This window comes from Actinomyces sp. ZJ308, assembly GCF_011752065.1.
In the GTDB taxonomy this organism is placed as follows: Bacteria; Actinomycetota; Actinomycetes; order Actinomycetales; family Actinomycetaceae; genus Actinomyces.
Genome location: NZ_JAAIJY010000028.1, coordinates 1 through 22,072, shown reverse-complemented (window position 1 = coordinate 22,072; position 22,072 = coordinate 1). Strand labels below are relative to the sequence as shown.

Here is a 22,072-nt window from a genome sequence, read left to right as displayed (position 1 = left end):
TGAACGCCGGGTTGCGCGCCCAGCCATTACCCTCGGTTGGGTGACACACTCCCATGACGAGCATGACGGATCGGCCGCCGGCGGCCGACCTCCCGCCGAGCCGGGGCACCGGTCCGACGCCGCGGACGGTACTGCCGGCGCTGCCGCCGATCCCGCCGTAGCCGGTACCGCCGCCGACTCGCTGGTGCCCGACGCCTCCGGCCAGGTCTCCAACGAGGCCCTGGAGGAGGGCAGCGGGCTGCAGCGCAGCCTGACCAATCGGCACATGCAGATGATCGCCATCGGCGGTGCCATCGGCACGGGACTGTTCGTGGCCTCGGGGGCCACGGTCTCCACGGCCGGGCCGGGCGGCGCCCTGGTGGCCTATGCGGCGATCGGCCTCATGGTGCTCCTGCTCATGCAGTCGCTGGGGGAGATGACGGCGCACATGCCGGTGGCCGGCTCCTTCCAGACCTACGCCACGCGGTTCGTCAGCCCCTCCTTCGGCTTCGCCATGGGCTGGAACTACTGGTTCAACTGGGCGATCACGGTGGCGGCCGAGCTGGTGGCGGCCGGGATCGTCATGGCCTACTGGCTGCCGGGGGTGCCCCCGTGGATCTGGGCGGCGCTGTTCCTCGCGCTGCTGACGACTCTCAACGCCCTGTCCGCCCGCGCCTTCGGGGAGGGGGAGTTCTGGCTGTCGGCCATCAAGGTGGTCACGGTGGTCGTCTTCCTCATTGCGGGCGTGGCGATGATTCTGGGCGTGCTCGGTGGCAGGCCCGCAGGCTTCGGCAACTGGACCACTGGGGACGCGCCCTTCCACGGCGGGATGCTGGCGATCGTGTCGGTGTTCATGGTGGCCGGCTTCTCCTTCCAGGGCACCGAGCTGGTGGGCGTGGCGGCCGGTGAGGCCCGCGATCCGCGCCGTGACGTGCCCAAGGCGATCCACACGGTGTTCTGGCGGATCATGATCTTCTACATCGGCGCGATCGCGGTCATCGGCTTCCTGGTGCCCTACACCGACCCGAACCTGCTGCGCTCGGAGGCCTCCGACATCTCCTACTCGCCCTTCACCCTGGTCTTCGAGCGTGCGGGCATCGGGATCGCGGCGGCCCTCATGAACGCGGTCATCCTCACCGCGGTGCTCAGCGCCGGCAACTCCGGCCTGTACGCCTCGACCCGCATGCTGCACTCGATGGCGCTCCAGGGCCAGGCGCCGGCCTGGTTCTCCTACGTCAACCGCCACGGGGTCCCGGTGCGGGCCCTGGGGGCGACGGCGCTGGTGGGGGCGGCCGGCTTCCTCACCGCTGTGGTGGGGCAGGACACCGCCTACACGTGGCTGCTCAACGTCTCGGCCCTGTGCGGCTTCATCGTGTGGCTGGGGATCGCCGTGTGCCACTTCCGCTTCCGGCGCGCCTACGTGCTCCAGGGCAATGACCCGGCCGACCTGCCCTACCGGGCGCCCTGGTTCCCGCTGGGGCCGATCCTCGCCTTCATCCTGTGCGCCCTGGTGATCCTGGGGCAGAACTATGAGGCCGTCTTCAAGGGCCAGCTGCTGGAGGTGCTCTCCTCCTACATCGGCCTGCCGGTCTTCGGGGCGATCTGGCTGGGTCACCGGCTGGTGTCCGGTTCGCGCGCGGTGCGCCTGGAGGACGCCGACGTCTCCGGTGTCGTCGTCCACGAACGCCGCTGACTCGCCGCCCTCCTCAAGCCCGTGCCCGACGCCGGGACACCGGTGGCCTGCCGGCCTCCCGACGTCGGGCACGGGCTTGGAACCTGCACGAGGGGCCACGAGGGGCCCAGGGCCGGCCCAAGGGCCCGGTTGGGGCGCTTACAGCAGGGACTGCACCCGCACCGTGACTCGGGGTGTGCTCCGGGCTCCGACGTCGGAGGGACGGGTGGCCTCGGAGCCGTTGTCGTGCACGCCCGCCTGAGACAGGGCGCCGATGATGGTCTCCTGAACGTCGCGCACGATCTCCTTGACGGGCCGCGATCCGTCGATGCCGATCTCGATGACGGCCCTTTGCGAGCCCGCCTCAACGATGATTCCGAAGCGGGCCTGCCGCGGATCCTGTTGCTGGATGCGGCTGCCGATGGCCCTCAGCGTGCTGCCGATCCCCGGCTCGATACCTCGTACGCCGGGGACAGCGGTGACCAATTTGGCCAGTTCTGCGGCTGAGAGGCTAGTCGTCATCGTGGAGATCCTCGATGTGGACGTTGACGGTGGGGGACACCCCTAGGTTCTCATGGCACGCCTCTCGGACGGCATCGCGGACCTGCTGGGCGAGCTGTGGAAGGCTGCCGGTGGAGACATGGGCGGAGATCCGGCATGAGATGGTCTGCGGTACTCCCAGGCCGCGGTGGCCCTCATCGCAGGGGGCGTGCTCGAAGGAGGAGCGCAGGGCGCGCGCGCCGAGCACTGCGTCCACGGTGCGTCGAATGAGCGCCCGCAGGGAGAACTCGGACAGGCTGTAGGGGCCCAGGTCGGTCGCAGGCATCTGCACCTGGGCACCGTGACGGGTCTCGGCGATCACGGCGTCCATGATGTGGCGCTGCGGCATGACCGAGGCGCTGGCCTGCGACTCCAGCTGATCCCACTCCTCGTGGAGGGAGGCGATCAGACGCAGGTACTCCTGGGTGGCCGCGTCGTCCTGCTCATGGGACCGGGAGTGCCTCCCGGCCGCGGCCGTCGACCGTTGGGCGGTGCGTGAGAGCTGGTTGGCGGTGCTCATGTCCACTCCTTCATCTGGCGCATGACGAGAGAGCGGGCGCGTGCCAGCCTCCCCCGGACTGTGGACTCGGTGAGGTTCAGGCTCTGGGCGATCTCCTCGTAGGACATGTCGTCGACCTCGCGAAGCACCCAGACGATGCGCAGCTCCGGTCGCACGGAGGCCAGGAGTCCCGCCAGCGCCTCGATCTGGGCGTTGACCTCACTGGATCGGGCCGGGTCCGCCGTGCTGCTCGACGTCGTCTCCGCCAGCGCGCTCGCGGTCTCAAGGCTCTCGGAGTCGTAGGGGTCGGTGGCTCGACGCCGGCGCTTGCGGGTCATGCTGGTGGCCTTGTTGGCGCAGATCCTCATGAGCCAGCCCCGAAAGGCGCCGGGGTCCCTGACCAGGTGAAGGCTCCGCCAGGCCTGGATGAGCGTCTCCTGGACGATGTCCTCACTGTCGTGACGGTTCCGCACGATCATGTAGGCGGTGCGGAACAGGCGTCCCTGGTAGCGCTCGACGAGCTGCTCGAAGGCGTTGATGTCTCCGTCCTGGGCGCGAAGCACCAGGTAGCGGTCCTTGTCACCGGGCGGAGCGGACGCGGCGCCGGGTTGTGCGGCCTTGTGCGGACGCGGGCGAGGTGCCGCCAGTGCCTCGTCCGGCTGGTCATGTCTCATCGCCGTTCCCGGTGCTCTCCGGTGCGTGCTGTCCCATGACGGCCCGTGAGTGGCTTCGAGAGCTCGAGGAGCTCTCCAGGCGGACCAGCACGTCGACCTGTCGTGGCGGTGCGCCCAGGGAAGTGGTGACGTCCTCCTCGAGGCGGTGCCTGAGGCCAGCCACGGCCCACTCGACCTCGCCGCCCTGTGACACGGTGGCGGTGGCCTGGACCCACAGGCTGCTGGGGGACCCGGTGACCCACACCGTGCACTGCTGGACGCCGGGGGTGTCCTGGCCTCTCTCTGAGAGCGCCTGAGACAGTACGTCTGGGCTGATGGTGGCCAGCAGCGTGCCCTCGGAAGCGGTCAGCCGCAGCGGGGAGGCGGCCGCCTTGCGGGGGACCTGCATGCCGAGCAGGACCAGTCCGGCGACGACGGCCAGGACTGAGACGAGCGCGGCGGCCGGCAGCAGCCAGTGCCCGTGGGGCGCGATGGTGGTGTCGACCCGCTCCTGCGCGGATGCCAGGAACGGGGTGACCTCGGGCCAGGAGCGTCCGGCGCCGAGGCCGGAGGCGAGCAGCCAGGACGCCATCGCCACGATGAGAAGTCCGCAGCCGGCCAGAGCCGTTCGGTTGAGGACGCCGGATATTGAGCGCATGGGGGTTCTCTCTTTCAGCTCGTGTGTCTGATTCGCACGCGGCTGCGCGTGATGCCCACGGGCTTGAGCACCTGGAGGGCCTCATCGGCCGTCTGACGGACGGCTTCACGCACGGGGCTCAGATCGTCCAGGACGCTGAGAGTGGTGACATCGACCCGGCGTCGGCGGGTCCTGACGGTGGCGCTGTGGACGCCGTCGACCTGCTCGACCCGGGTCCTTACCAGGCCGGCCAGGTCCCGGCGCGTCACGGCGGTCTGGCCGGGCACGGCGTCGGGCAGGACCGCGACGCGCTCGTGGGCTCCTGGCCACAGGGCCGTGATGACCATGGCCAGTCCGCAGGCGGCGGCGATTCCGGCGCCCGTCAGGAGCGCGGTCGAGCCGATGGCGGTTGAGCCGACGGCGTCAACCGTGGCGGCAGCCCGGGCGGGCCAGGCCCTGGTCACGATCCGGGTGCCCAGGATCCAGGTGCCGAGCCCTCCGGCGGTGAGCAGCAGCAGGGCCAGGATGGTGGCGGGTACGCTTCGGGACGGGCGGTGGACGAGCTTGTGGACGGGGGCTCTCATCGCAGGCTCTTTCTGACGTGGTTACTCGGATTGAGCCAGGAGATCTCGATGCTGATCTTGCCGACGCTCATTCCGGTGAGGCGCTCAACGCGGCTGCGCACGTGCGCGCGCAGTTGTTCCACGGTGGCGACCAGCGCGGTGGGGAAGACCAGGCCCAGGTTGAGGTGCAGCACCGCGACCTGCCCGTAGAGCTCGCAGCGCGCCTCGGGGCGGGAGTCGAAGTTGCGGCGGGTGCCGATTCCCAGCACTCCTCCGGCGTTCGACCCCACGTTCGCGGTCTCATAGGCGGCCTGAGCGGCGATCTGGGCGACGACGCCGGCTGGAATGGTGGTGACGCCGCGCTGCTCGATGGACTCGATGGAGGAGTCCTCCTTCGTGGGGCGCCTCGGCTGCGTGAGGTTGGGCTGCGTAGCGGTCGCCATTGTCACGTCTGTCACTTCCTTCGTCGGTCCAGGATGCCTCGGACATCGACCCGGCCCTCCAGGTAGAGGCCCACCGCCGCTCCGGCCAGGCCGCACAGGGCCACCAGGACGAAGTCGGCGAAGGAGCCGAAGGCGAGAACAGTGCCTAGAAACAGGCCCACCAGGAGGGCCAGGTGCGTTGTCTTCATGAGGACTCCTCAGATCAGGGCGTCAGAACGGATCACTTGAGGTCGGCGGAGCCGGCGGTGTCGGTGTCCTCGTCAGGCAGGTGAACATCGGTGACGTCGATGTTGACCTCGACGACCTCCAGACCCGTGGTCCCCTCGATCTGCTCAATGATGTTGCGGCGGATGGCGTCGGCGACCTCGACGATGGAGACGCCGTACTCGACCACGACGGTCACCTCGACGGCGGCTTGGGTCTCGCCCTTCTGGACGCTGATGCCGCCGGCGACGTTGGTCTGAGCGTTGGGGATACGGTCGGTCACCGCGCTGAAGGCGCGGCGCACGGCGTTGCCCATGTCGTACACGCCGGGCACCTCTCGAGCGGCCATGCCGGCGATCTTTGCGACGACGTTCTCGTCGATGGTGGTGATGCCGTGGGAGGTCTGGAGGGGGCCGCGAGGGGTCGTGTCCTCCTCGGCCTGCTCGGTGCGCTCGCGCTGCTGACCGGTCTGGGGAATGGCGTTGTTGCTCATCGGAGCCTCTTTCGTTGGTCCGTTTCTCGGATGGTGGTAATGGTGTTGTGACGCGCGGATCAGCAGGCGCAGGTGGCCCGCCGAGGTGTCTCAGTCGTGTTGGTGACTGGTTCCGGTGGGCTTCGGGCTGACGTCCACGACGGAGCGCCATGAATGCCGCGCTGATAGGAGGACGCTGCGAGCGCCGGATTCCTCACGTCCTTGTGTGGTGGCGTACGTCACCTGAAATGACGAAGCGGGTCTCGCGGAGGCGGTGAGTGCCTCCGCGAAACCCGCTTCAGGGTGGTGCTGGCCGCCTACTTCCGGCCGGTGACGGACAGGTAGACGGAGATCGCGATGATGGCGGCGACGATGGACAGGGCCCAACGAATCCAGTCGACCCCAGGAGTGTGGGCGACGCCGAAGAGGCTGGCGACTGTGCTTCCGATGAGCGCGCCGACGGCGCCCAGCACGATGGTCCACAGCACCGAGATGTTCTGCTCTCCCCGCATGATGAGCCGGGCGAGGGCGCCGATGACGGCGCCGGCGATGATCATTCCGATGATTGACAGCATGGTGTCTTCCTTCGAGAGGGTCCGATGAGACGGAGGTGGGAGTATGTCTCATGTGGACGTTGGTACGTTCTGGCAGCGTGGCAACCCGTCATGAGACCGGAGGCAACGCTCCCTGATAGACGCCATGGAAGCGTCGATCGTCACGAAACCGAAATGTGGCGTGCGTTACGGATTCGTGAGGTGGTCCTGCCCCTCGGCGATGGGGGCGGTGAGCTCGGGTGCGGTGAAGGTGCGCACCTGGGCGGCGTCGGCGCCGATGAGCGCGGGGGAGTCGACCTGCTCACCGAGGGTCTCCAGGGACCGGGCGGTCACCAGCAGCCGGTTCTCCATGGAGCCGACCGCCTTGTTGTAGGCGGTCACGCTGCGCCGCAGCGCCCCGCCCAGGGCATCGAGGTGGCCGGCCACTGTCCCCAGCCGCTCGTAGAGGGTGCGGCCGAGCTCGAGCAGCTCGCGGGCGTCGTCGTTGACGGCGGTGCGCGCCCAGGCCGTGGCGCACGTGCGCAGCAGGGTCAGCAGCGACACCGGTGAGGCCAGGGCGACGCCGCGCCCCAGCGCGTGCTCCAGGAGCGCGGGGTCTGTCTCCAGGGCGGCCGAGAGCACGGCCTCGGCCGGCACGAAGAGCACCACGAGCTCGGGGGAGTCCCCCAGCGCCCGGTCGTAGCGGCGCGCGGCGAGCTGGTCGACGTGCCCGCGCAGTGCCTTGGCGTGCGCGGCCAGGAGCTCGCGGCGCCGGTCCTCCTCCTCGGGGGAGGCACCCTGGACCGCGGTGGCCGCCAGGTAGGAGTCCATGGGGGCCTTGGCGTCCACGGCCAGGTACCCGTCCCCCGGCAGGTGGACGACGACGTCGGGCCGGGACCGACCAGCCGCACCATCAGAGGAGTCAGCCGCGGCTCCCAGCCCGCCGCGCCGCTGAACCAGGGCCCCGATGGTGCGCTGCTCGGAGAAGTCCACGTGCCGCATCATCCCGGAGGCCTCCAGAACGCGGGCCAGCTCGACCTCTCCCCACATGCCGCGGGCCGAGCGCGAACGCAGCGCCCCCTCCAGGGAGGCGGTGGAACGGGCCAGGTCCTGCTCGCGCAGGGCGGTGGCCCGCAGCTGCTCGGCCAGGGCCGCGTGCTGCTCGGCGCGCTGCTTCTCCAGGGACTCCACCCGCGCACCCACCTGCTCGAGCTGGCTGCGCACCGGCGCCAGGGCCCGCAGCACCGAGCCGTCCCGATCGGCGCGCTCCTCGGCCACCTGGGTGCGCGAGGACAGCTCCTCAGCCCGGGCCTGCCACTGGGCGGCCTGCGCCCGCAGCTGCGCCAGCTGCTCGCCGTCCGTGCGGTGCGCGGTGGTGCGCCGGGCGATCGCGCCGATGTAGCCGACGGCCACCCCGATCGCCAGGCCGATGAGGAGCAGCAGGATGGGAAGCAGGACGGGTGAGGAGCTCATGAACCGATAGTGCCCCAGGGGTGTGACATCTATTCCGGGCCCTTAGATGCCACGAGGACCGCCTCGACACCGTCGGCCGGCCGTCCCGCAACCACTCGCAACCGACCGCTCGGACCTGGGTCAAGAGTCCCTCTTCGCGGCGGCCTCCACCGCTAGGAGGAGGTGGGGAGGCTGTGGGCACGGCTCTTCTGCTACCTCGGGAGGATGGGTATTCGCGCAGGTAGTGACATGCTTTGGAGACGTGAGCCTCCTACGTGGAATCGAGCTGACCAGCTCCAGCACGATCTTGACCGTCGCGGTCCTGGCGGTCCTGGGCGCCGTCGTCGCCGCGGTCCTGCTGCCGTGGACCCTGCCGGCCCGTGCGCGGACCCGACCGGCTGAGCCAGCCAACATCCCGGACCCGACCGATGCAGCGGATACCGCAGACAGCCAGGGCGCCGCCGAGGCCCCCACGAAGGCCGCCACCGAGCCCACGCGCCCCGCCCCCGGCCGCCTGACCGCCCTCGCCGTGCTGCGCGCCGTCGGCCGCTATACCGCGCGTGCCGTCATGGTGGGTGTGCCGGTGCTGCTCGTCGTCGTGCTCGGAGGCCTGCTCATCAATCGACCCATGCACTACGTGCGCACGCTCGGCGACGTCATCGAGGCCGCAGCCCCGCGCACCCAGGGGGCCTCGCGCGTGACGCCCCTGCCGGACCCCTCCGTCTACGACGCCGTCCCGGCCTCGGCCTGGAAGGCAACCTTCCAGGACGCCGGCGACGGCTCTCAGGAGGCCACCTGGACCGGCCCGGTCAGCGGTATCAGGCTGCCGGTGCGCGTCATCGTGCCGTCGGGCTACCGGCCCGACGACGGCCGCACCTACAACGTCATCGAGGGCATCCACGGCTGGGTCGGAGACCCGCAGTCCCTGGTGACGGGCATGACCTCGCCCAAGCAGCTCCAGGAGGCGATCGACGCCGGGCGCATCCCGCCGTCGATCATGGTGCTTCCCTCGGTCAACGTGGACGGCGGCCAGCACGACTGCGTCAACATCGCCGGCCGCCCGGCCGTGGAGACCTGGACCGCCGAGGAGATCCCCCGCATGATCCGGGCCACCTTCCCCAACGTCTCCACACAGCGGGCCGGCTGGATGCTCATGGGGATCTCGGCGGGCGCCTACTGCGCGGCCCGCACCGCCTACGACGTCCCGCAGCGCTTCGGAGCGGTCGGGGTCATGTCCTCCTTCGACAGTCCCGGTGAAGGGGCCCTGGCGCACAGCGGCAGGCAGCTCCAGGCCGAGAACACGCTGTCCACCATGCTGGGGAAGCGCGCCCCCGACGGCCTTCGCTTCTACGTCATGGGAGCCCAGGACGACTCCTCCGGCGCGGCCCGGGCCGCCTGGTTCATGGAGGACTCGGTACGGGAGCCCGACTCGGTGACGATTGACACCCCGGTGCAGGGCGGGCACTCCTGGGTCCTGTGGAATGACCGCTTCCCCTCGCTGCTGACCTGGTGGGGTTCCGACCCGGCGGTCTTCGCTGCGGCCGGCCTGCCTGCGCCCGAGGGCGACGTTTGGGCCAAGGCGAGCGCCGACGGCGTCAAGCCGCTGACGCAGACGCCCAGGGACCAGCGCACGGCGGGATCCATCTCGCCGATGCGCGCCGCGCCCTTCGAGATCAACGGCCTGGGCACCATCATCGTGGCCGTGGTGGCGTCGCTGGCGACGGTCGGGATCGCGTTGGCCCGGGCTCCCCGCTGGGGCCGACGGCGCGAGGGAGACAGGCCCTCAGCGTTGCGGCTGGTTGGTGCGATCGCGGGGCGCTTCGCGGTGGTGATGGTGGCGGCCTCCCTCATCGCCGCGGCGGTGGGCATCGGGGCCAATGCCGGCGGGGGCTTCTACACCTCGTGGCGTGATCTGAAGGCGTCGGTCCGGATGAACAACCAGGCCGGTTAGCAGGGGGCAGGCCCGGGCCGGCCGGCGCAGCCGGTCGGGACGGGGGAGCGGTGCCGTCGTGCTCGGTTGGGGCGCACGGTGTCGGAGGGGCCGTCTAAACTCTCCTGCGTGGCACTTACCATCGGAATCGTCGGACTGCCCAACGTCGGCAAGTCCACCCTGTTCAACGCCCTGACCCGCGCGACCGTCCTGGCCGCCAACTACCCGTTCGCGACCATTGAGCCGAACGTGGGGGTTGTGCCGCTGCCGGATGCGCGCCTGGACAAGCTGGCCGAGCTGTTCCACTCCGCGCGAGTGGTCCCGGCGACGGTCTCCTTCGTGGACATCGCCGGGATCGTGCGCGGCGCCAGCGAGGACGAGGGGCTGGGCAACCAGTTCCTGGCCAATATCCGCGAGGCAGACGCGATCTGCATGGTGACGCGCGCCTTCGAGGACCCGGACGTGGTGCACGTGGACGGCAAGGTGGAGCCGGCCGGGGACATCGAGACGATCAGCACCGAGCTGGTGCTGGCGGACATGCAGACCCTGGAGAAGGCGATCCCGCGCCTGGAGAAGGAGGTGCGGGGTAAGAAGACGGAGCCCGTGGTGCTGGAGACGGCGCAGGCGGCCCTCAAGGTCCTGGAGGATGGGACGCTGCTGTCCGCCGGGGCGGAGGCCGCCGGGATCGATGCGGAGGTGCTGAGGACCTTCCAGCTGATGACCACGAAGCCGTTCATCTACGTGTTCAACATGGACGATGCCGGGATGGGTGACGAGGCCCGTCAGGCCGAGCTGCGTGAGCTGGTGGCGCCGGCGGAGGCGATCTTCCTGGATGCCCAGTTCGAGGCCGAGCTTGTGGAGCTGGAGCCCGAGGAGGCGGCGGAGATGCTGCACGAGAACGGGCAGGAGGAGTCCGGCCTGGACAAGCTGGCGAGGGTCGGGTTCGACACCCTGGGGCTGCAGACCTACCTGACGGCGGGGGAGAAGGAGTCCCGGGCCTGGACGATCCGCAAGGGCGCGACGGCGCCCCAGGCCGCCGGGGTAATCCACACTGACTTTGAGCGGGGCTTTATCAAGGCCGAGATCGTGAGTTATGATGATCTGGTCCAGTACGGCAGCGTTGCTGAAGCCCGCGCTCACGGCCGAGTGCGCATGGAAGGAAAGGACTACGTGATGAGCGACGGGGACGTCGTGGAGTTTAGGTTTAGTGTTTAATAAATCGCTTGAGTTCAGGGAAGGAAAAATCGAAAACTATCTATTAATGTTTAATTATTCACTTTTGCTTCTTGCAAGTGAGGTGACATTCGAATCTACGTGAAGGTTGCTGGCAATGCAGACAACATAGCAGAGAGAATGGCAGTTTAAAAGCAGAAATCAAGAATTCCGAGTAACTCTTAATGGATTGGCGAACACATTATGGTGATATCTCAAATCTATATATAGCGAGACGATTTAATGTCAAGAAACCGGAATTAAAGAGGTAAAATTCATGCGAGGAAGTTCTCTAACAAACTAGTTGTTTGTGAAAATCAAACGAGCCTGCACTCTGATGATAATGTTTATGCATTGGAAAAATTCTCTATCATACCTCAAGAGGTTTATGAAGGCGGCAGCCTTAAAAATTTAGGGAGTCACTAGCAGGGAATAAGTTTGATCCTAGTTAATTTAAACCAAGTCGTTGTATTGGCTACCAAAATTAAGAGTGCACGAGGGTTTACGCCGATGTAGCTGGGCTGGATGAAGACGCCCTTCGAACTAACGTGAAATCACTATCAGTCACCCTCGTCATCTCTACACTCTAGTAAGAATAACTTGCTCGAAGTTTAATGTTGAGTGGTAGATTTTAAACATGACTTGATAATTCTTGAGAGCAATCAAGTTTCTGATCTCATGTCGAGTGAATACAAGAAAGATAAATATTATGACGTTATTTAAAATGCGTGTATCGCGCACCCAGTGGGCCGTTGGCCATGGATTTTTTCACAGTGGCACGATAACTGCTGAAGGCAAGCCCGTGACATATGTGTATGATTGCGGTGCAACAACTAAAAACCAGAGGAATCTAAAACGAGAGATCGACGAATTTGTCTCCCGTTTGTATGTAGGTCCAAAATATCAACGTTACCTCTACTCGCGCTCTCGTAACGTTGATATAATGTATATTTCTCATTTTGATTACGACCACATCAGCGGAATTCCATACTTAGCTAAACAAACCTCAGTCAGTCGTTTTGTTATCCCTATGACCCCCGTATCTAGTAGAATTTTTTGCCTAGCCGGCTCACTATTTCCTTCTGTTTATTATTCGAGTTCGAACAATTCATCTACTTATGATGCGAACGTGGGAGATTTTGATGAATGGTATTGGGACTTTATCGCCAATCCGGTAACAGCGTTACGAGAAATTACTGGCCCTGATGTTGAAATTCAGCAGATGACGCCACTGGATGAGGAGGAGATTCGCGTAGATGAAACTGTGAGTGAAGATTACATTTTAACAAATTCCGAAATCAGAAACTCTGCAATAAGAAGTTACTCGGATCTTAATATATCACAGCCTCAGAACCGATTGAATCTGTGGAACATCACAAACCTGTCAGGCGCTCCTGTTTGGGAGTTTAAAACGCACGTCCTATGGGATGCGCAGAATCAGGCTGCTGTTTTTGTTCAAAAGTTAAAACAATTGGCGTTAATTAACGACGAAAAAGATCTTGAAGATGTCAACATTGTGAGAAATCTTGTACTGAATCACACCTCTGATCTTAAAAAAGCTTTCAAAGACGCCGTTGCAATGATTGGATCCTCTTTCACGCTCAATATAACGTCACTTATGCTCTATTCTGGGACCGTTCTAGGTCAAAAACTGCGAACTTTTCGTTCGAAAGCTGCATTTTATGATCGACCAGAAATTGGGGCCTGGCCGACTGTGCCCGGATGGATCGGTTACGGTGACGCGTCTCTGGGCGCGAAAAAGCGTTTGCATGAGGCGATTGACGCTTTTGCAGAATACAGATCGCGAACCTATGTCATTGCTCCTCCTCATCATGGGTCGCCTCGTGAATGGGGATCGGAACTCCTTGAGGGATATGGGTTGCATGGAAATGATGCGCCTACTTGTGTCTTTGGTGCTGACGGAAGTTATGGTCATCCTGCGCAACGTGTTTTGCTTGACGTAAATGCGTCAGGTGGGACTGCAATTGTCGTAACATCAGATTGTCGGTCTCGGTGGACCGACTCTCTAACGGTCTATGTAGATGCGTAACTACGAAAGCCTTGACTCTTCGATATGATTACGCTCATCTCGATATAGCTTTTGTCGCTGATATGTCGGGGCGATTCTGTCCTGTCATGCAGGTCGGTGGAAGGGACTTCGTTCAGTCCGGAGCGGCGCAGATCCTGCGAGTCGTTGACCCACCCGTAATGGGGACGGGCATCCGCGTCAGGCGCCCAGCTTTGGTACAAGTGACCTTAGTCCGGTGCCCTTGTGCTTACTTGAGTCAAGTTTCGGGTAGTTGTTCCAGGATCAGCACTCTCGGGGAATATTCTCTACTATCGGCAGGGAGGTGGACTCCGGGGCGGCCTCTGTAGGCCTGTAGTCAATGGTGATGCGTCAGCCTAAACATCCTGACGGACGTTTTCGTAGGTTTGGGGCGCACTGATTTTCCTAATATTATCTGTGCTCTGCGGGAGGTGAGTTCCCGAAGTTCTTTGTTTTACGATGAGGTGAAAACGTGAGCATGGAGATGGCCTCGGTGGCTACATGGACATTCCTGGCGGAGGTTCCAATCCCTCAGGATGTTATGGGGGTTCTCGTGCAAGGCGAGCAACCTTATGCTGCCTTCAAGACGATGCGAGACTCCGCTATATTTACGTCGAAGAGGTTGATCGTCCGTGATGCTCAAGGGCTGACCGGTCGGAAGGTGGAGATCTATTCGCTGCCCTACAGTGCCATCAATATGTGGTCGACCGAGAATGCGGGAACGTTTGACATCAACTCAGAAGTCGAGTTGTGGACGCGGGCTGGTCACATCAAGATCAAGCTTGGGTCTCAGGTCGATGTCCGCAAGATCGATAGGCTTATCTCGTCCTGTGTTTTGATGTCGCACTGACTTTTCAGGTTTTGCGGGTAGTAAGTGTTGGACGGTCGTTGTCGCTGCTGATGATGACACACTAGAGCGACATGGTCGATTGTCTTGTACGGTACTGCCGTGGTCGAGCACCTTCTTCATGGGCATCGCATCAGCGATAGGCAGATCCAGGCGTGGGCTGACGAGGCTGAGGTTGGCTACGACCTCCGACAACTGCCGCAGCCAACTTTGGGACGGCCTTCGATCGGCCGAAAGGTTACCGGTCCTCAACCCGTTGCCGCTGAACGAGCAGTGCGCCGTCGAGATGAACAGGCTGAGGCTGGAGATCGAGCCCAGCGCTGACTCAGCGGACGCTGGGTGCCCTTGCCGATCAGCGGGATGAACGGCTGTGAACGGGCTGAACGACTGTGGATCGGTCTCCACATGCTGGTGCTCGTGTGATCCGTCGTCGGCGTCCAATTCAGGAAGCCGTCACCACCGGCTGGCCCTCGCTGGGCTGGACCACGACGAAGCCCGGGCCGTGGAAGGCCAGCTGGAAGGACTCGCCCGAGCCCCGGCCAATGAGGGACCCCATCTTGAAGATGCTCTTGATCTGCGGCTGCAGGTTCGCCGACCAGCAGATCGCCACCTGGGGGCAGCCCAGCAGCATCGGTGAGCTGGTGGAAGCGGCGCACCCTACCCCCTGCCTCTGGGGCATGTTGTCATGCCTCTCTTCGCGTAGACTCCAGGCATGGAGGCTCTAGACGTCGACCGAGCGAGGCTGGATGCGCTGTGCCGTCGTTTCGGGATTGCACGCCTCGATGTCTTCGGATCGGTCGCCCGCGGTGAAGATCGCCCAGGAAGCGACGTCGATCTTCTCTATGAGCTCGCTCAGGACCGCTCGCTCGGCTGGGAGATCGAGGACCTGTCTCAGGATCTTGCTGACCTGTTCGGGCGTCCAGTCGACCTGGTGTCACGAAAATCCTTGCATCCGCTGATTCGTGAACAGGTCCTTGCGGACGCGGAGCCATTTTATGACGCGGCCTGAGTATCTGTATCTGCGAGAGATGCGGGATGCGGTCACTCGCATCATCGCTCTCGTTGATGGTGTCCCGGTGGGGACTGATCTCGAGGATGACTGGGTGAAGGCTGATGCTCTGTCCTGGAACTTCACCGTTCTCGGGGAAGCTGCTGCGAAACTACCCGAGGAGTTCCGCTCGGGCCATCCGGAGGTTATCTGGCGTCGCCCCATCGGCTTGCGCAATCGAGTCGTGCACGGTTACTGGTCAATCGATGTCGACATCCTGGTGACGACAGCGCGCAACGACCTTCCTGAACTCGGCCGGCAACTCGATGCCTTGCTGTCCAACATGGAACCTTAAGCAAGCACCCGCGAGGCGCCCCGCTCAGGAAGCCGTCACCACCGGCTGGCCTTCGCTGGGTTGGACCACGACGAAGCCCGGGCCGTGGAAGGCCAGCTGGAAGGACTCGCCCGAGCCCCGGCCAATGAGGGACCCCATCTTGAAGGTGCTCTTGATCTGCGGCTGCAGGTTCGCCGACCAGCAGATCGCCGCCTGCGGGTCAACGAAGGTCGGCTGCTGGGAGCAGTCCAGCAGCATCGGCGGCCCGTCAGAGGACACAGCCACCACGCCCTGCCCCTGAACCATCAGATTGAACAAGCCGCCGGCGAGAATCCCCGCGTTGCCGAGCATCCGGATGTCGTAACCCAGGTGCGCATCGAAGGCCAGCAGGGACGGCGTGTTCACCGTGATCGCGTCGCCCTCCAGCTGAAGCAGGAACACGTTGTGCGCGCTGCGGGCGAAGAACACCTCGCCCTGCCCGGAGGCGCGCATGAGGTTGCCGCCTTCCCCGGTGGCGGCCTTCTTGATCATGCCGCCCAGGCTCCTCGAACCCTGGTAGGAGAAGTCGATATTCCCCTGGTAGGCGACCATCGACCCCTGCGCGGCCAGCACCTCCGGCCCCAGAGCCACGCGCAGCATCTTGTTGGACTGAAGAGTCCAGCGCTGGCCGCTCTCCTGCTCACGGTTGGCCTGGTCGAAAAGGGGACTGCGCACGGAAAGTACCTCTGTTCCAAGGAGTGGGGGCGGGAGAGCAGCAAGACGCTGCTGGCGGCAGACTACCAAGCGGGCGGTCGACGCATCTGGGGAACGATCCCCGATCACCGGACCCGCCGTCGAGCCCCAGTCTGCTTCTTCGCATCTCTTGTGACGATCATCTTCGCCATAACTTCCGGTTCAGGCTATGCTGCTAGCCATAGTGAATGGAGGACGAGGACCGTGTCCGGCTACAGGATCAACCGTCAAGTGAAGGAGCTCGGGGAGCACGTGCGCGGATGGCGCATGGTGCTCGGCCTGACCGCGCAGCAGGTGTCCGAGCGCGCGGGCATCACCCGCGACACCCTGCGCAAGATCGAGTCGGGCAACCCCAATGTCAGCTTCAACAGCGTCGCCCAGGTGCTGCGCGCCCTGGGCATCCTTGACCAGCTCGTCGACGCCGTCGACCCCCTGTCCAGCGACATCGGTCGCCTCCGTGCCGGCCGCCTCACCAGAAAGCGTGCCCGATGACCGCCGTCGAGATCGTCACCGGTACCAACGGCTCACCCCGCCTGGTCGGCCAGGCGCACTTCACGCGATCGCGCGGCCAGGTCTCCACCACCTTCCTCTACGATCCCACCTACCTCGCCGACGGCGGAGCGAACATCGACCCTGCCCTGAGCCTGGTCCCCGGCGCTCAGTACCATCCGAGCCTCCTCAGCGCCTTGGGTTCCTCGCCGACCGCGGAATCTGGAGGCTCTCACCCGGCCGCGCGCGACGCCGTCTAAAGGATCCTGGAGGAGAGCCGTGAGGGTCCTCCACCCGCCCGGGGTGGAGGACCCTCACTCATCTGGCTGACAGCCTCGGTTACCGGCTCTCAGCGCGCCGGCTCACGCCCTGCGGCGATAAGCCAGAAGCGCTCCTCCTGCGATCGCGGCCAGAGCCAGGGCAAGGGGGATCCCCACAAACGCCCCGGTCCGGGCCAGGAACGATCCGGAGTCGCCCTGCGCCGAGTCGCCCTGCGCTGGGTCGCTCGGCGTCGGCTCACCGGACGCAGACGGCTCGGGGCTCGCCGACGGCGCCGGGGCGGCCGGGTCCTCGGTGTAGGCGTTGACGAAGGAGGCACTGACCACCTGGTCCTTCTCCGAGACCGTCACCGTCTGGGCCTCCGGGGCCGCCAGCGTGTAGCCGTCGATCGCGGCCGCCTTGGCATCCTCGGTCACGGTGCACTGCGTGCCGGTGGGCACCTTCGGTCCGGCGACCGCCTCGCCGTCGGCCTTGGCCTTCAGCGTGCCCTCGGTCCCGTCGGTGCAGGTGTAGGCGAAGGCGAACTGCTTGTCACCGGCCTCCACGCCCGTCACCGTCTTGGTCACCGAGAACGAGCCGGTCTGACGGCTGTAGGTGTTGGCGAAGGACAGCGCGGCATCCTTCTCCGCGATCGTCACGTCCTGCGCCTCCGGGGTCTTCACGTCGTAGCCGTTGACCTGGGCCGACGACGTCTTCTCCGACACCGAGCACGTCGCCCCGACGGGCAGCGCGGGCCCGGAGACGGCAGCGCCGTCACCGCGAGCCGTCAGCTCACCACTGACCTCGCCCTCGACGTCGGACCTGCAGGTGTACTGGAAGGTGAAGGCGACGTTCTTGTGGGTCTCGGCGCCATCGCCCTCCACCTTCTTCGACACGGTGAAGGTGCCGCGCTCCAGGGTGTAGGTGTTGACGGCCGAGACGCTGACGTCGGCGGCGTCCCCGCCGAGGACGTCGAAGGTCGCCTTGTCGCCCTGCACGGGCGTGCCGTTGACGGCCAGCGCCGTCGAGAGGCTCGTGCCCTTGGCGGAGGCGTCCTTCTCCGCGATCGTGCAGGAGCCGGTCGGCACGTCGCCCACGTGGGCGGTCTGGCCGGCCTTGACTACGACCTGCTTGGGGGAGCCGGCCTTGCCGGTGACCTTGTCGGTGCAGGTGTACTCGAAGGTGAACTCCGCGGGCGCGGACTGCGCGCCGTCGCCCTGAACCGTCTTGGACACTGAGAAGCCCCCGGTCTGGCGCGTGTAGGTGTTCGTCACCGAGACGTTCGGGACCTGGTCCTTCACGATCCTCACGGTCGTCGCGGAATAGGCGGTGGCGGCCGTGTAACCCTCACGCTGAGCCGAGGCGCTGTCCTCACTCAGGGTGCACACCGTCCCCGTGGGGAGGGCCGGCCCACTGACGGCGGTGCCGTCCATGGGCACATCGAGGCTCCCCCGGGTGCTGTCGGGGTCGTTGCAGGTGTAGCCAATCTTGACCGAGTCGCCCGCCTGCGGGGTGTAGTCGCCCGTGACGCTCTTGGTGACCGAGAAGGTACCGGTGTCGCGGGTGTAGGTGTTGGTGGCGGTGACGGCCACGGTCTGGTCCTTGGCGATGGTCACCGTGTCCTGCGACAGGGCCGAGGTCACGGAGTAGCCGTCCTTGGCGGCCGAGGCGGCGTCCTCGGCGATCGTGCAGGAGGTCCCGGTCGGGATCCGCGGAGAGGACACGGCCGTCCCGTCGCCGGGGACCGTCAGGGTGCCCTTCACGTCGCCGTCGCAGGTGTAGGTGAAGGTGTAGGAGCCGTTGGCCGCCCCGTCCGGACCACCCTGGACCGACTTGGCGACGGAGAAGGCACCCGTGTCACGGGTGTAGGAGTTCGCGAACGCGGCCGTCACGGCCGGCTCGGCGGGGTCCTTGATGGTGACGGTCTGCTCGGCAGGGGCCGTGAGCGTGTAGCCGTCGAGCTGCGCGGAGTCGGCCTCCTCCTTCACCGTGCAGGTGGTGCCCTGCGGGAAGGTCGCGCCGGCCTGGACGGCCGTCCCGTCACCCTTGGCGCTGACGCGGCCCGACTGGCCGTCGGAGCAGGTGTAGGTGAAGGCGAAGTCCTTGTCGCGAGCGCCCGCGGGCGCGTCGGCGCCGACGACGGTCTTCGTCACCTGGAAGGTTCCGGGAGCCTTGACGATATCGGCGGTGTTGTTGAGCGTGACCTTGGTCGATACCCGGTTACCGATGGTCAGGACATTGGTCTTGGCGTTGCCGACGCTGAAGACCGGCTCGCCCCAGGCGTACCCCGAAGGAGCGGGCGAGGCCTGAGCGGTGTCCTCGGACAGGGTGACGACGGTGCCCTGGGGGAAGGTGCCCTGGAACGTGTTGGTCTTGCCGATGCTGACGTTGAGCACAGCCGTACCGGTTGTGCCGTCGGCGTTGAGCGTACCGGGGGCAGTCCATCCGGTGTAGGCGCTGGCGGGTCCGGGTAGGACGTAGTCGACCTTGACCGGCAGCGTCGTGTTCGCGACGTCGACGGCGTCCAGGCCGGTGCCCTCCAGCATCTTGACGACCTCGAACCCGCCGAATCCGGCCGCCATCTCCACGGTGACCTTGAAGGAGTCGGCGTAGCTGCGGCTGAACTCACCCTGGGTCCCGGAACCGTTGAGGGTGGCGGAGTTGTTGTAGCGCACGCCAACGGTGGCCTTACCGTTGTGGGAGGTGAAGGTCACGGGATAGGCGATCTTGTAGTTGGAGCTGGGGGCAAAGGGGCCGGTGACCTTGATGGTGGCGACCTGCCCCTGGATGTCCACGTCCAGGTCGAAGTCGCCGTACGTCGTATTCATGTCCCTGCCTGCTCCCGTGGTCAGGACGACTCTGGACATGTCCGGCTCGGCGGCGCTGTTGCGTAGTGAGAGGTTCCACCTGCTCATGTTGGTGTTAAAGGCCATGCCCGGGCCGAGCGTGTCGGTAATGGTGATGGTCTGACGAGTCCGGCCGTCGGGGTTGATGGGACTGCTCCCCTTGGCCAGCTGCTCCTTGATGTAGTCCGAGCCGAAGTTGACCTCCCAGGCCATGGAGGAGGAGGCGGAGGTGATGACCGAGGAGATCTTCGCGAAGGTCAGAGGTGTGTAGCCCTGTGCGGCAGGGCCCTTGATTCCCCCGGTGCCCGGCAGGTCGACGCTCACCTTCTGAGTGCCGTTGACAGTCATGTCCACTGTCTCAGCGGTGGTGGTCTGCGTAATGAGGAGCAGTGCCTGACCCGAGCCCTTGAACTCCTTGAATCCTGCAGCCTTGAGCTCCTCAACCTTGTCGTTGAAGGCGCACTCCATGGTCCTTTCCGTCAGCGTGCACGTGCCCACCTCCGTGGGCGTGCCGTTGTAGGGCAGGCTCATGGTGACGGTCTTCGGGCTCTCCAGGTTCTTGAAGTGCTCGCCCAGGTCGATGGAGAAGGAGTCTCCCGGGTTGATGGTGGTCTTCGTGGCGTCCCACGTGTAGGACAGCTTGGCCACGTCCTGGGTCGTGACGGCGCCGGTTGAGTCGTTGCCATCTCGGTCGGACTTGGACAGGACGAGGTTTGAGACCTCGATGCCGTTATTAACCGCGGCGTCGGCCGGTACTGGCATCATCACGCTCAGAAGCAGGGCCGTCATGGCGAGCCAGACGGCCGTTAGACGACCCCTGGACGCAGTGCGTCTGAGGGCGGTGGAGACCTGCATGTATACACATCCTCTTCACTAGGGAGTGGCGGACTGGGGTTGACCGCGAACAACTGGCACAACGTATAGCGAAGAGAATATCTGAGACAACTTTTGTGGCATAGGCATCAAGACGTGTTGAAATGTTACCAAAATGTCATGTAGGTGTTGCGCAAAAGAAATCAGAGAAAGAGACTTTTCGGGCTCTTCGTGTTTGAGGGTGTAGTAAGCGGGTCCTATTGATCTGTTTGGTGGGGGTGGTGGGTGCGTCGTTGCGGTGGGTGGGGGTCGAGGTCCCCCGATGATGGGAGCTGCTACACACCCCGTCACGAGAGACCTCGACGTGCCTGAGACTACCTTCACCGGCCCTGACCTGACGACCTTCCTGGGCCTGGACGCCCTGGGACTGACCGCGGTGGGCCAGCACCTGACCCCGACGAGGCCATTGTCGAGTGCCGCATGCCGATCGGCTTGGAGGACCCGTTCTGCAAGGCCTGCGGGGCCCAGGGGCAGGCTCGTGGAACGGTGTCCCGGCGCCTGGCCCACCTACCGGTGGGGTGGCGACCCACGCAGCTGGTGGTGCGCGTGCGGCGCTTCGCCTGCACGCACTGCCGCCGGGTGTGGAGACAGGACACGAGCCGGGTGGCCCAGCCGCGGGCGCGGCTGACCCACGCGGCCGTCGAGTGGGGGCTGCGGGCCCTGGGCCTTGAGTCCATGTCGGTCTCACGCGTCGCGCAGGCCCTGGGGATCTCTTGGCACACTGCCAACAGCGCGATCCTGACCCGAGCCGAGCAGATCCTCAACGAGACGCCCGACCGATTCAAGGGCGTGGAGGTGCTCGGGGTTGACGAGCACGTCTGGCGCCACACCAGGCGGGGCGACAAGTACGTCACCGTCATCATCGACCTGACCCCCGTACGTCACGAGGCGGGGCCGGCCCGCCTTCTCGATGTGATCGAAGGTCGGTGAGCGTGTTCAATGGTTTGTGTAAGCCCCTCCGTTGGAAGGACTGACACTGATGACTGCTACTGATGACGACAACGCGACTCCTGCTGGTGGGCAGGATGTAGTCGACCGGCTGCGTTCGGCGGGGTCTTTGGACGGCTTGTTTGAGCAGATTGATGCCGGCCAGGTGAAGATGACCGGGGCTGATGGCCTGCTGCCGGCCCTGGTCAAGGAGGCCCTGGAGAGGGGCCTGGGCGCTTGGCTTGAGCGAGCACCTGGGCTATGACAAGGGCGAGCCGACCGCCCAGGCGCGCGGTAACGCCAGGAACGGGACCACGCCCAAGACGGTGGACTCGCCAGGATGGGGCCTTTCGAGATTGAGGTGCCTCGGGACCGGGCCGGGACCTTCACCCCACGCCCGGGTAGCGTAAGGGCCAGCGCCGTCCGGTGCGGGCTGGATGCGAGTGAATCACCAGGCCTGATGCGCCGGCGGAATTGAGAAGTGCGCGACATTCAGCACCACCTGGAGTGCGTGGTGTTTCTCGGACAGGGGGAGTTTTTCTTCCCGTGAGTCGATAGGATGGAGACCATGCCAGCAGCGAAATACTCAGAGGAGTTCAAGGCCCAGGTCGTGCGTGAGGTCATTGAGAAGGACCGCACGATCGCCTCGGTGGCGGCCTCGTATGATCTTGTGGCCCAGACGGTGGGTAACTGGGTCGCAAAGTACAGAAAAGATCATGCTACCGATCAGGACCGCAAAAAGGCCTCCGAGTCAGCCGAGATCGCGAAGCTGAGAGCGGAAAACAGGGAGCTGCGTCAGGAGAACGAGTTCCTGAAAAAAGCGGCGGCCTTCGTGTGTCCTGAACGGAAGGGAGCTGTGGGTGTAGTTCTGTAGCTTCTGGATGGTGTTGCGTAGATGATGAGGGTTGTGGCCCCTCGAAGTCGTTGTGCGGATGATGGCTT

Annotated in this window: 24 protein-coding genes and 1 pseudogene; 12 read left to right on the top strand and 13 right to left on the bottom strand. The window is 64.9% G+C overall.

The window, feature by feature from the left end; genetic code table 11:
* The first annotated feature begins 40 nt into the window (after positions 1 to 40).
* Positions 41 to 1,672, top strand: coding sequence for an amino acid permease (locus HCR68_RS11310; RefSeq protein ID WP_279586996.1), 1,632 nt, complete (start codon positions 41 to 43; stop codon positions 1,670 to 1,672).
* A 138-nt stretch (positions 1,673 to 1,810) separates the two neighbouring features.
* On the opposite strand, the gene HCR68_RS11305 is transcribed toward HCR68_RS11310, so the two are convergent.
* The 10 genes from HCR68_RS11305 to HCR68_RS11260 form a co-directional block, all read right to left on the bottom strand.
* Positions 1,811 to 2,173, bottom strand: coding sequence for a transcriptional regulator (locus tag HCR68_RS11305; protein ID WP_167149525.1), 363 nt, complete (start codon positions 2,171 to 2,173; stop codon positions 1,811 to 1,813).
* A complete protein-coding gene (locus HCR68_RS11300; protein ID WP_167149523.1) occupies positions 2,163 to 2,711 on the bottom strand; it encodes an Asp23/Gls24 family envelope stress response protein in 549 nt (182 codons plus the stop codon). Before HCR68_RS11300 ends, HCR68_RS11305 begins: the two co-directional genes overlap by 11 nt.
* Positions 2,708 to 3,364 carry a sigma-70 family RNA polymerase sigma factor gene (locus tag HCR68_RS11295; RefSeq protein WP_167149521.1) on the bottom strand — a complete coding sequence of 219 codons (657 nt, stop codon included), beginning with the start codon at positions 3,362 to 3,364 and terminating at the stop codon, positions 2,708 to 2,710. The genes HCR68_RS11300 and HCR68_RS11295 overlap by 4 nt, the downstream gene beginning before the upstream one ends.
* Positions 3,354 to 4,001: a hypothetical protein gene (locus tag HCR68_RS11290; protein ID WP_167149519.1), complete on the bottom strand. Its 648-nt coding sequence runs from the start codon at positions 3,999 to 4,001 to the stop codon at positions 3,354 to 3,356. The genes HCR68_RS11295 and HCR68_RS11290 overlap by 11 nt, the downstream gene beginning before the upstream one ends.
* Positions 4,002 to 4,015: 14 nt before the next feature.
* Positions 4,016 to 4,564: a DUF6286 domain-containing protein gene (locus tag HCR68_RS11285; RefSeq protein WP_167149517.1), complete on the bottom strand. Its 549-nt coding sequence runs from the start codon at positions 4,562 to 4,564 to the stop codon at positions 4,016 to 4,018.
* On the bottom strand, positions 4,561 to 4,986 hold the full coding sequence (locus HCR68_RS11280; protein WP_167149565.1) for a hypothetical protein: 426 nt from the start codon (positions 4,984 to 4,986) through the stop codon (positions 4,561 to 4,563). Before HCR68_RS11280 ends, HCR68_RS11285 begins: the two co-directional genes overlap by 4 nt.
* A gap of 11 nt (positions 4,987 to 4,997) precedes the next feature.
* Positions 4,998 to 5,174 (bottom strand): hypothetical protein, encoded by a 177-nt coding sequence (locus HCR68_RS11275; RefSeq protein ID WP_167149515.1) that lies wholly within the window; start codon positions 5,172 to 5,174, stop codon positions 4,998 to 5,000.
* Positions 5,175 to 5,206: 32 nt separating this feature from the next.
* Positions 5,207 to 5,683: an Asp23/Gls24 family envelope stress response protein gene (locus tag HCR68_RS11270; protein ID WP_167149513.1), complete on the bottom strand. Its 477-nt coding sequence runs from the start codon at positions 5,681 to 5,683 to the stop codon at positions 5,207 to 5,209.
* 296 nt (positions 5,684 to 5,979) lie between these two features.
* The gene (locus HCR68_RS11265) at positions 5,980 to 6,237 is read right to left on the bottom strand and encodes a GlsB/YeaQ/YmgE family stress response membrane protein (RefSeq protein WP_167149511.1); all 258 of its coding nucleotides are present in this window, start codon (positions 6,235 to 6,237) and stop codon (positions 5,980 to 5,982) included.
* Positions 6,238 to 6,402: 165 nt separating this feature from the next.
* Positions 6,403 to 7,668: a DNA recombination protein RmuC gene (locus tag HCR68_RS11260; protein WP_167149509.1), complete on the bottom strand. Its 1,266-nt coding sequence runs from the start codon at positions 7,666 to 7,668 to the stop codon at positions 6,403 to 6,405.
* A 241-nt stretch (positions 7,669 to 7,909) separates the two neighbouring features.
* Between HCR68_RS11260 and HCR68_RS11255 the strand changes: the two genes are divergently transcribed.
* The 4 genes from HCR68_RS11255 (at position 7,910) to HCR68_RS11240 (ending at position 13,686) form a co-directional block, all read left to right on the top strand.
* Positions 7,910 to 9,598, top strand: coding sequence for an alpha/beta hydrolase-fold protein (locus tag HCR68_RS11255; protein ID WP_243859075.1), 1,689 nt, complete (start codon positions 7,910 to 7,912; stop codon positions 9,596 to 9,598).
* A 108-nt stretch (positions 9,599 to 9,706) separates the two neighbouring features.
* Positions 9,707 to 10,792: a redox-regulated ATPase YchF gene (gene ychF, locus HCR68_RS11250; protein ID WP_167149505.1), complete on the top strand. Its 1,086-nt coding sequence runs from the start codon at positions 9,707 to 9,709 to the stop codon at positions 10,790 to 10,792.
* 706 nt (positions 10,793 to 11,498) lie between these two features.
* Positions 11,499 to 12,839, top strand: a complete 1,341-nt coding sequence (locus HCR68_RS11245) for an MBL fold metallo-hydrolase (RefSeq protein WP_167149503.1) — start codon at positions 11,499 to 11,501, stop codon at positions 12,837 to 12,839.
* A gap of 475 nt (positions 12,840 to 13,314) precedes the next feature.
* Positions 13,315 to 13,686, top strand: a complete 372-nt coding sequence (locus HCR68_RS11240) for a PH domain-containing protein (protein WP_167149563.1) — start codon at positions 13,315 to 13,317, stop codon at positions 13,684 to 13,686.
* Between the two features lie 439 nt (positions 13,687 to 14,125).
* Here the strand turns inward: HCR68_RS11240 and HCR68_RS11235 are convergent, their stop codons facing one another.
* Positions 14,126 to 14,362, bottom strand: a complete 237-nt coding sequence (locus tag HCR68_RS11235) for an AIM24 family protein (RefSeq protein ID WP_243859074.1) — start codon at positions 14,360 to 14,362, stop codon at positions 14,126 to 14,128.
* A 33-nt stretch (positions 14,363 to 14,395) separates the two neighbouring features.
* Here HCR68_RS11235 and HCR68_RS11230 point away from each other — a divergent pair, with 33 nt between their 5' ends.
* The gene (locus tag HCR68_RS11230) at positions 14,396 to 14,692 is read left to right on the top strand and encodes a nucleotidyltransferase family protein (protein WP_167149501.1); all 297 of its coding nucleotides are present in this window, start codon (positions 14,396 to 14,398) and stop codon (positions 14,690 to 14,692) included.
* On the top strand, positions 14,679 to 15,026 hold the full coding sequence (locus HCR68_RS11225; protein ID WP_208320596.1) for a HepT-like ribonuclease domain-containing protein: 348 nt from the start codon (positions 14,679 to 14,681) through the stop codon (positions 15,024 to 15,026). The genes HCR68_RS11230 and HCR68_RS11225 overlap by 14 nt, the downstream gene beginning before the upstream one ends.
* Before the next feature lie 24 nt (positions 15,027 to 15,050).
* On the opposite strand, the gene HCR68_RS11220 is transcribed toward HCR68_RS11225, so the two are convergent.
* The gene (locus HCR68_RS11220; RefSeq protein WP_167149499.1) at positions 15,051 to 15,719 is read right to left on the bottom strand and encodes an AIM24 family protein; all 669 of its coding nucleotides are present in this window, start codon (positions 15,717 to 15,719) and stop codon (positions 15,051 to 15,053) included.
* Between the two features lie 222 nt (positions 15,720 to 15,941).
* On the opposite strand from HCR68_RS11220, the gene HCR68_RS11215 reads away from it, so the two are divergent.
* Both HCR68_RS11215 and HCR68_RS11210 read left to right on the top strand, forming a co-directional pair.
* Complete coding sequence (locus HCR68_RS11215; RefSeq protein ID WP_167149497.1) at positions 15,942 to 16,229, top strand: helix-turn-helix domain-containing protein; 288 nt, start codon at positions 15,942 to 15,944, stop codon at positions 16,227 to 16,229.
* The gene (locus tag HCR68_RS11210; RefSeq protein ID WP_243859073.1) at positions 16,226 to 16,486 is read left to right on the top strand and encodes a hypothetical protein; all 261 of its coding nucleotides are present in this window, start codon (positions 16,226 to 16,228) and stop codon (positions 16,484 to 16,486) included. The genes HCR68_RS11215 and HCR68_RS11210 overlap by 4 nt, the downstream gene beginning before the upstream one ends.
* Positions 16,487 to 16,588: 102 nt before the next feature.
* Here the strand turns inward: HCR68_RS11210 and HCR68_RS11205 are convergent, their stop codons facing one another.
* Entirely contained in the window at positions 16,589 to 20,185 is a 3,597-nt protein-coding gene (locus HCR68_RS11205; protein WP_243859072.1) for a DUF5979 domain-containing protein, read from the bottom strand.
* 438 nt (positions 20,186 to 20,623) lie between these two features.
* On the opposite strand from HCR68_RS11205, the gene HCR68_RS11200 reads away from it, so the two are divergent.
* The 3 genes and pseudogenes from HCR68_RS11200 to HCR68_RS11190 all read left to right on the top strand — a co-directional run bounded on the left by HCR68_RS11200 (position 20,624) and on the right by HCR68_RS11190 (position 22,004).
* Complete coding sequence (locus HCR68_RS11200) at positions 20,624 to 21,133, top strand: transposase family protein (RefSeq protein WP_208320595.1); 510 nt, start codon at positions 20,624 to 20,626, stop codon at positions 21,131 to 21,133.
* 49 nt (positions 21,134 to 21,182) lie between these two features.
* Positions 21,183 to 21,527 (top strand): annotated as a pseudogene (locus HCR68_RS14305) (transposase); the annotation flags it as partial.
* 171 nt (positions 21,528 to 21,698) lie between these two features.
* Complete coding sequence (locus tag HCR68_RS11190; protein ID WP_167149493.1) at positions 21,699 to 22,004, top strand: transposase; 306 nt, start codon at positions 21,699 to 21,701, stop codon at positions 22,002 to 22,004.
* Positions 22,005 to 22,072 lie beyond the last annotated feature (68 nt).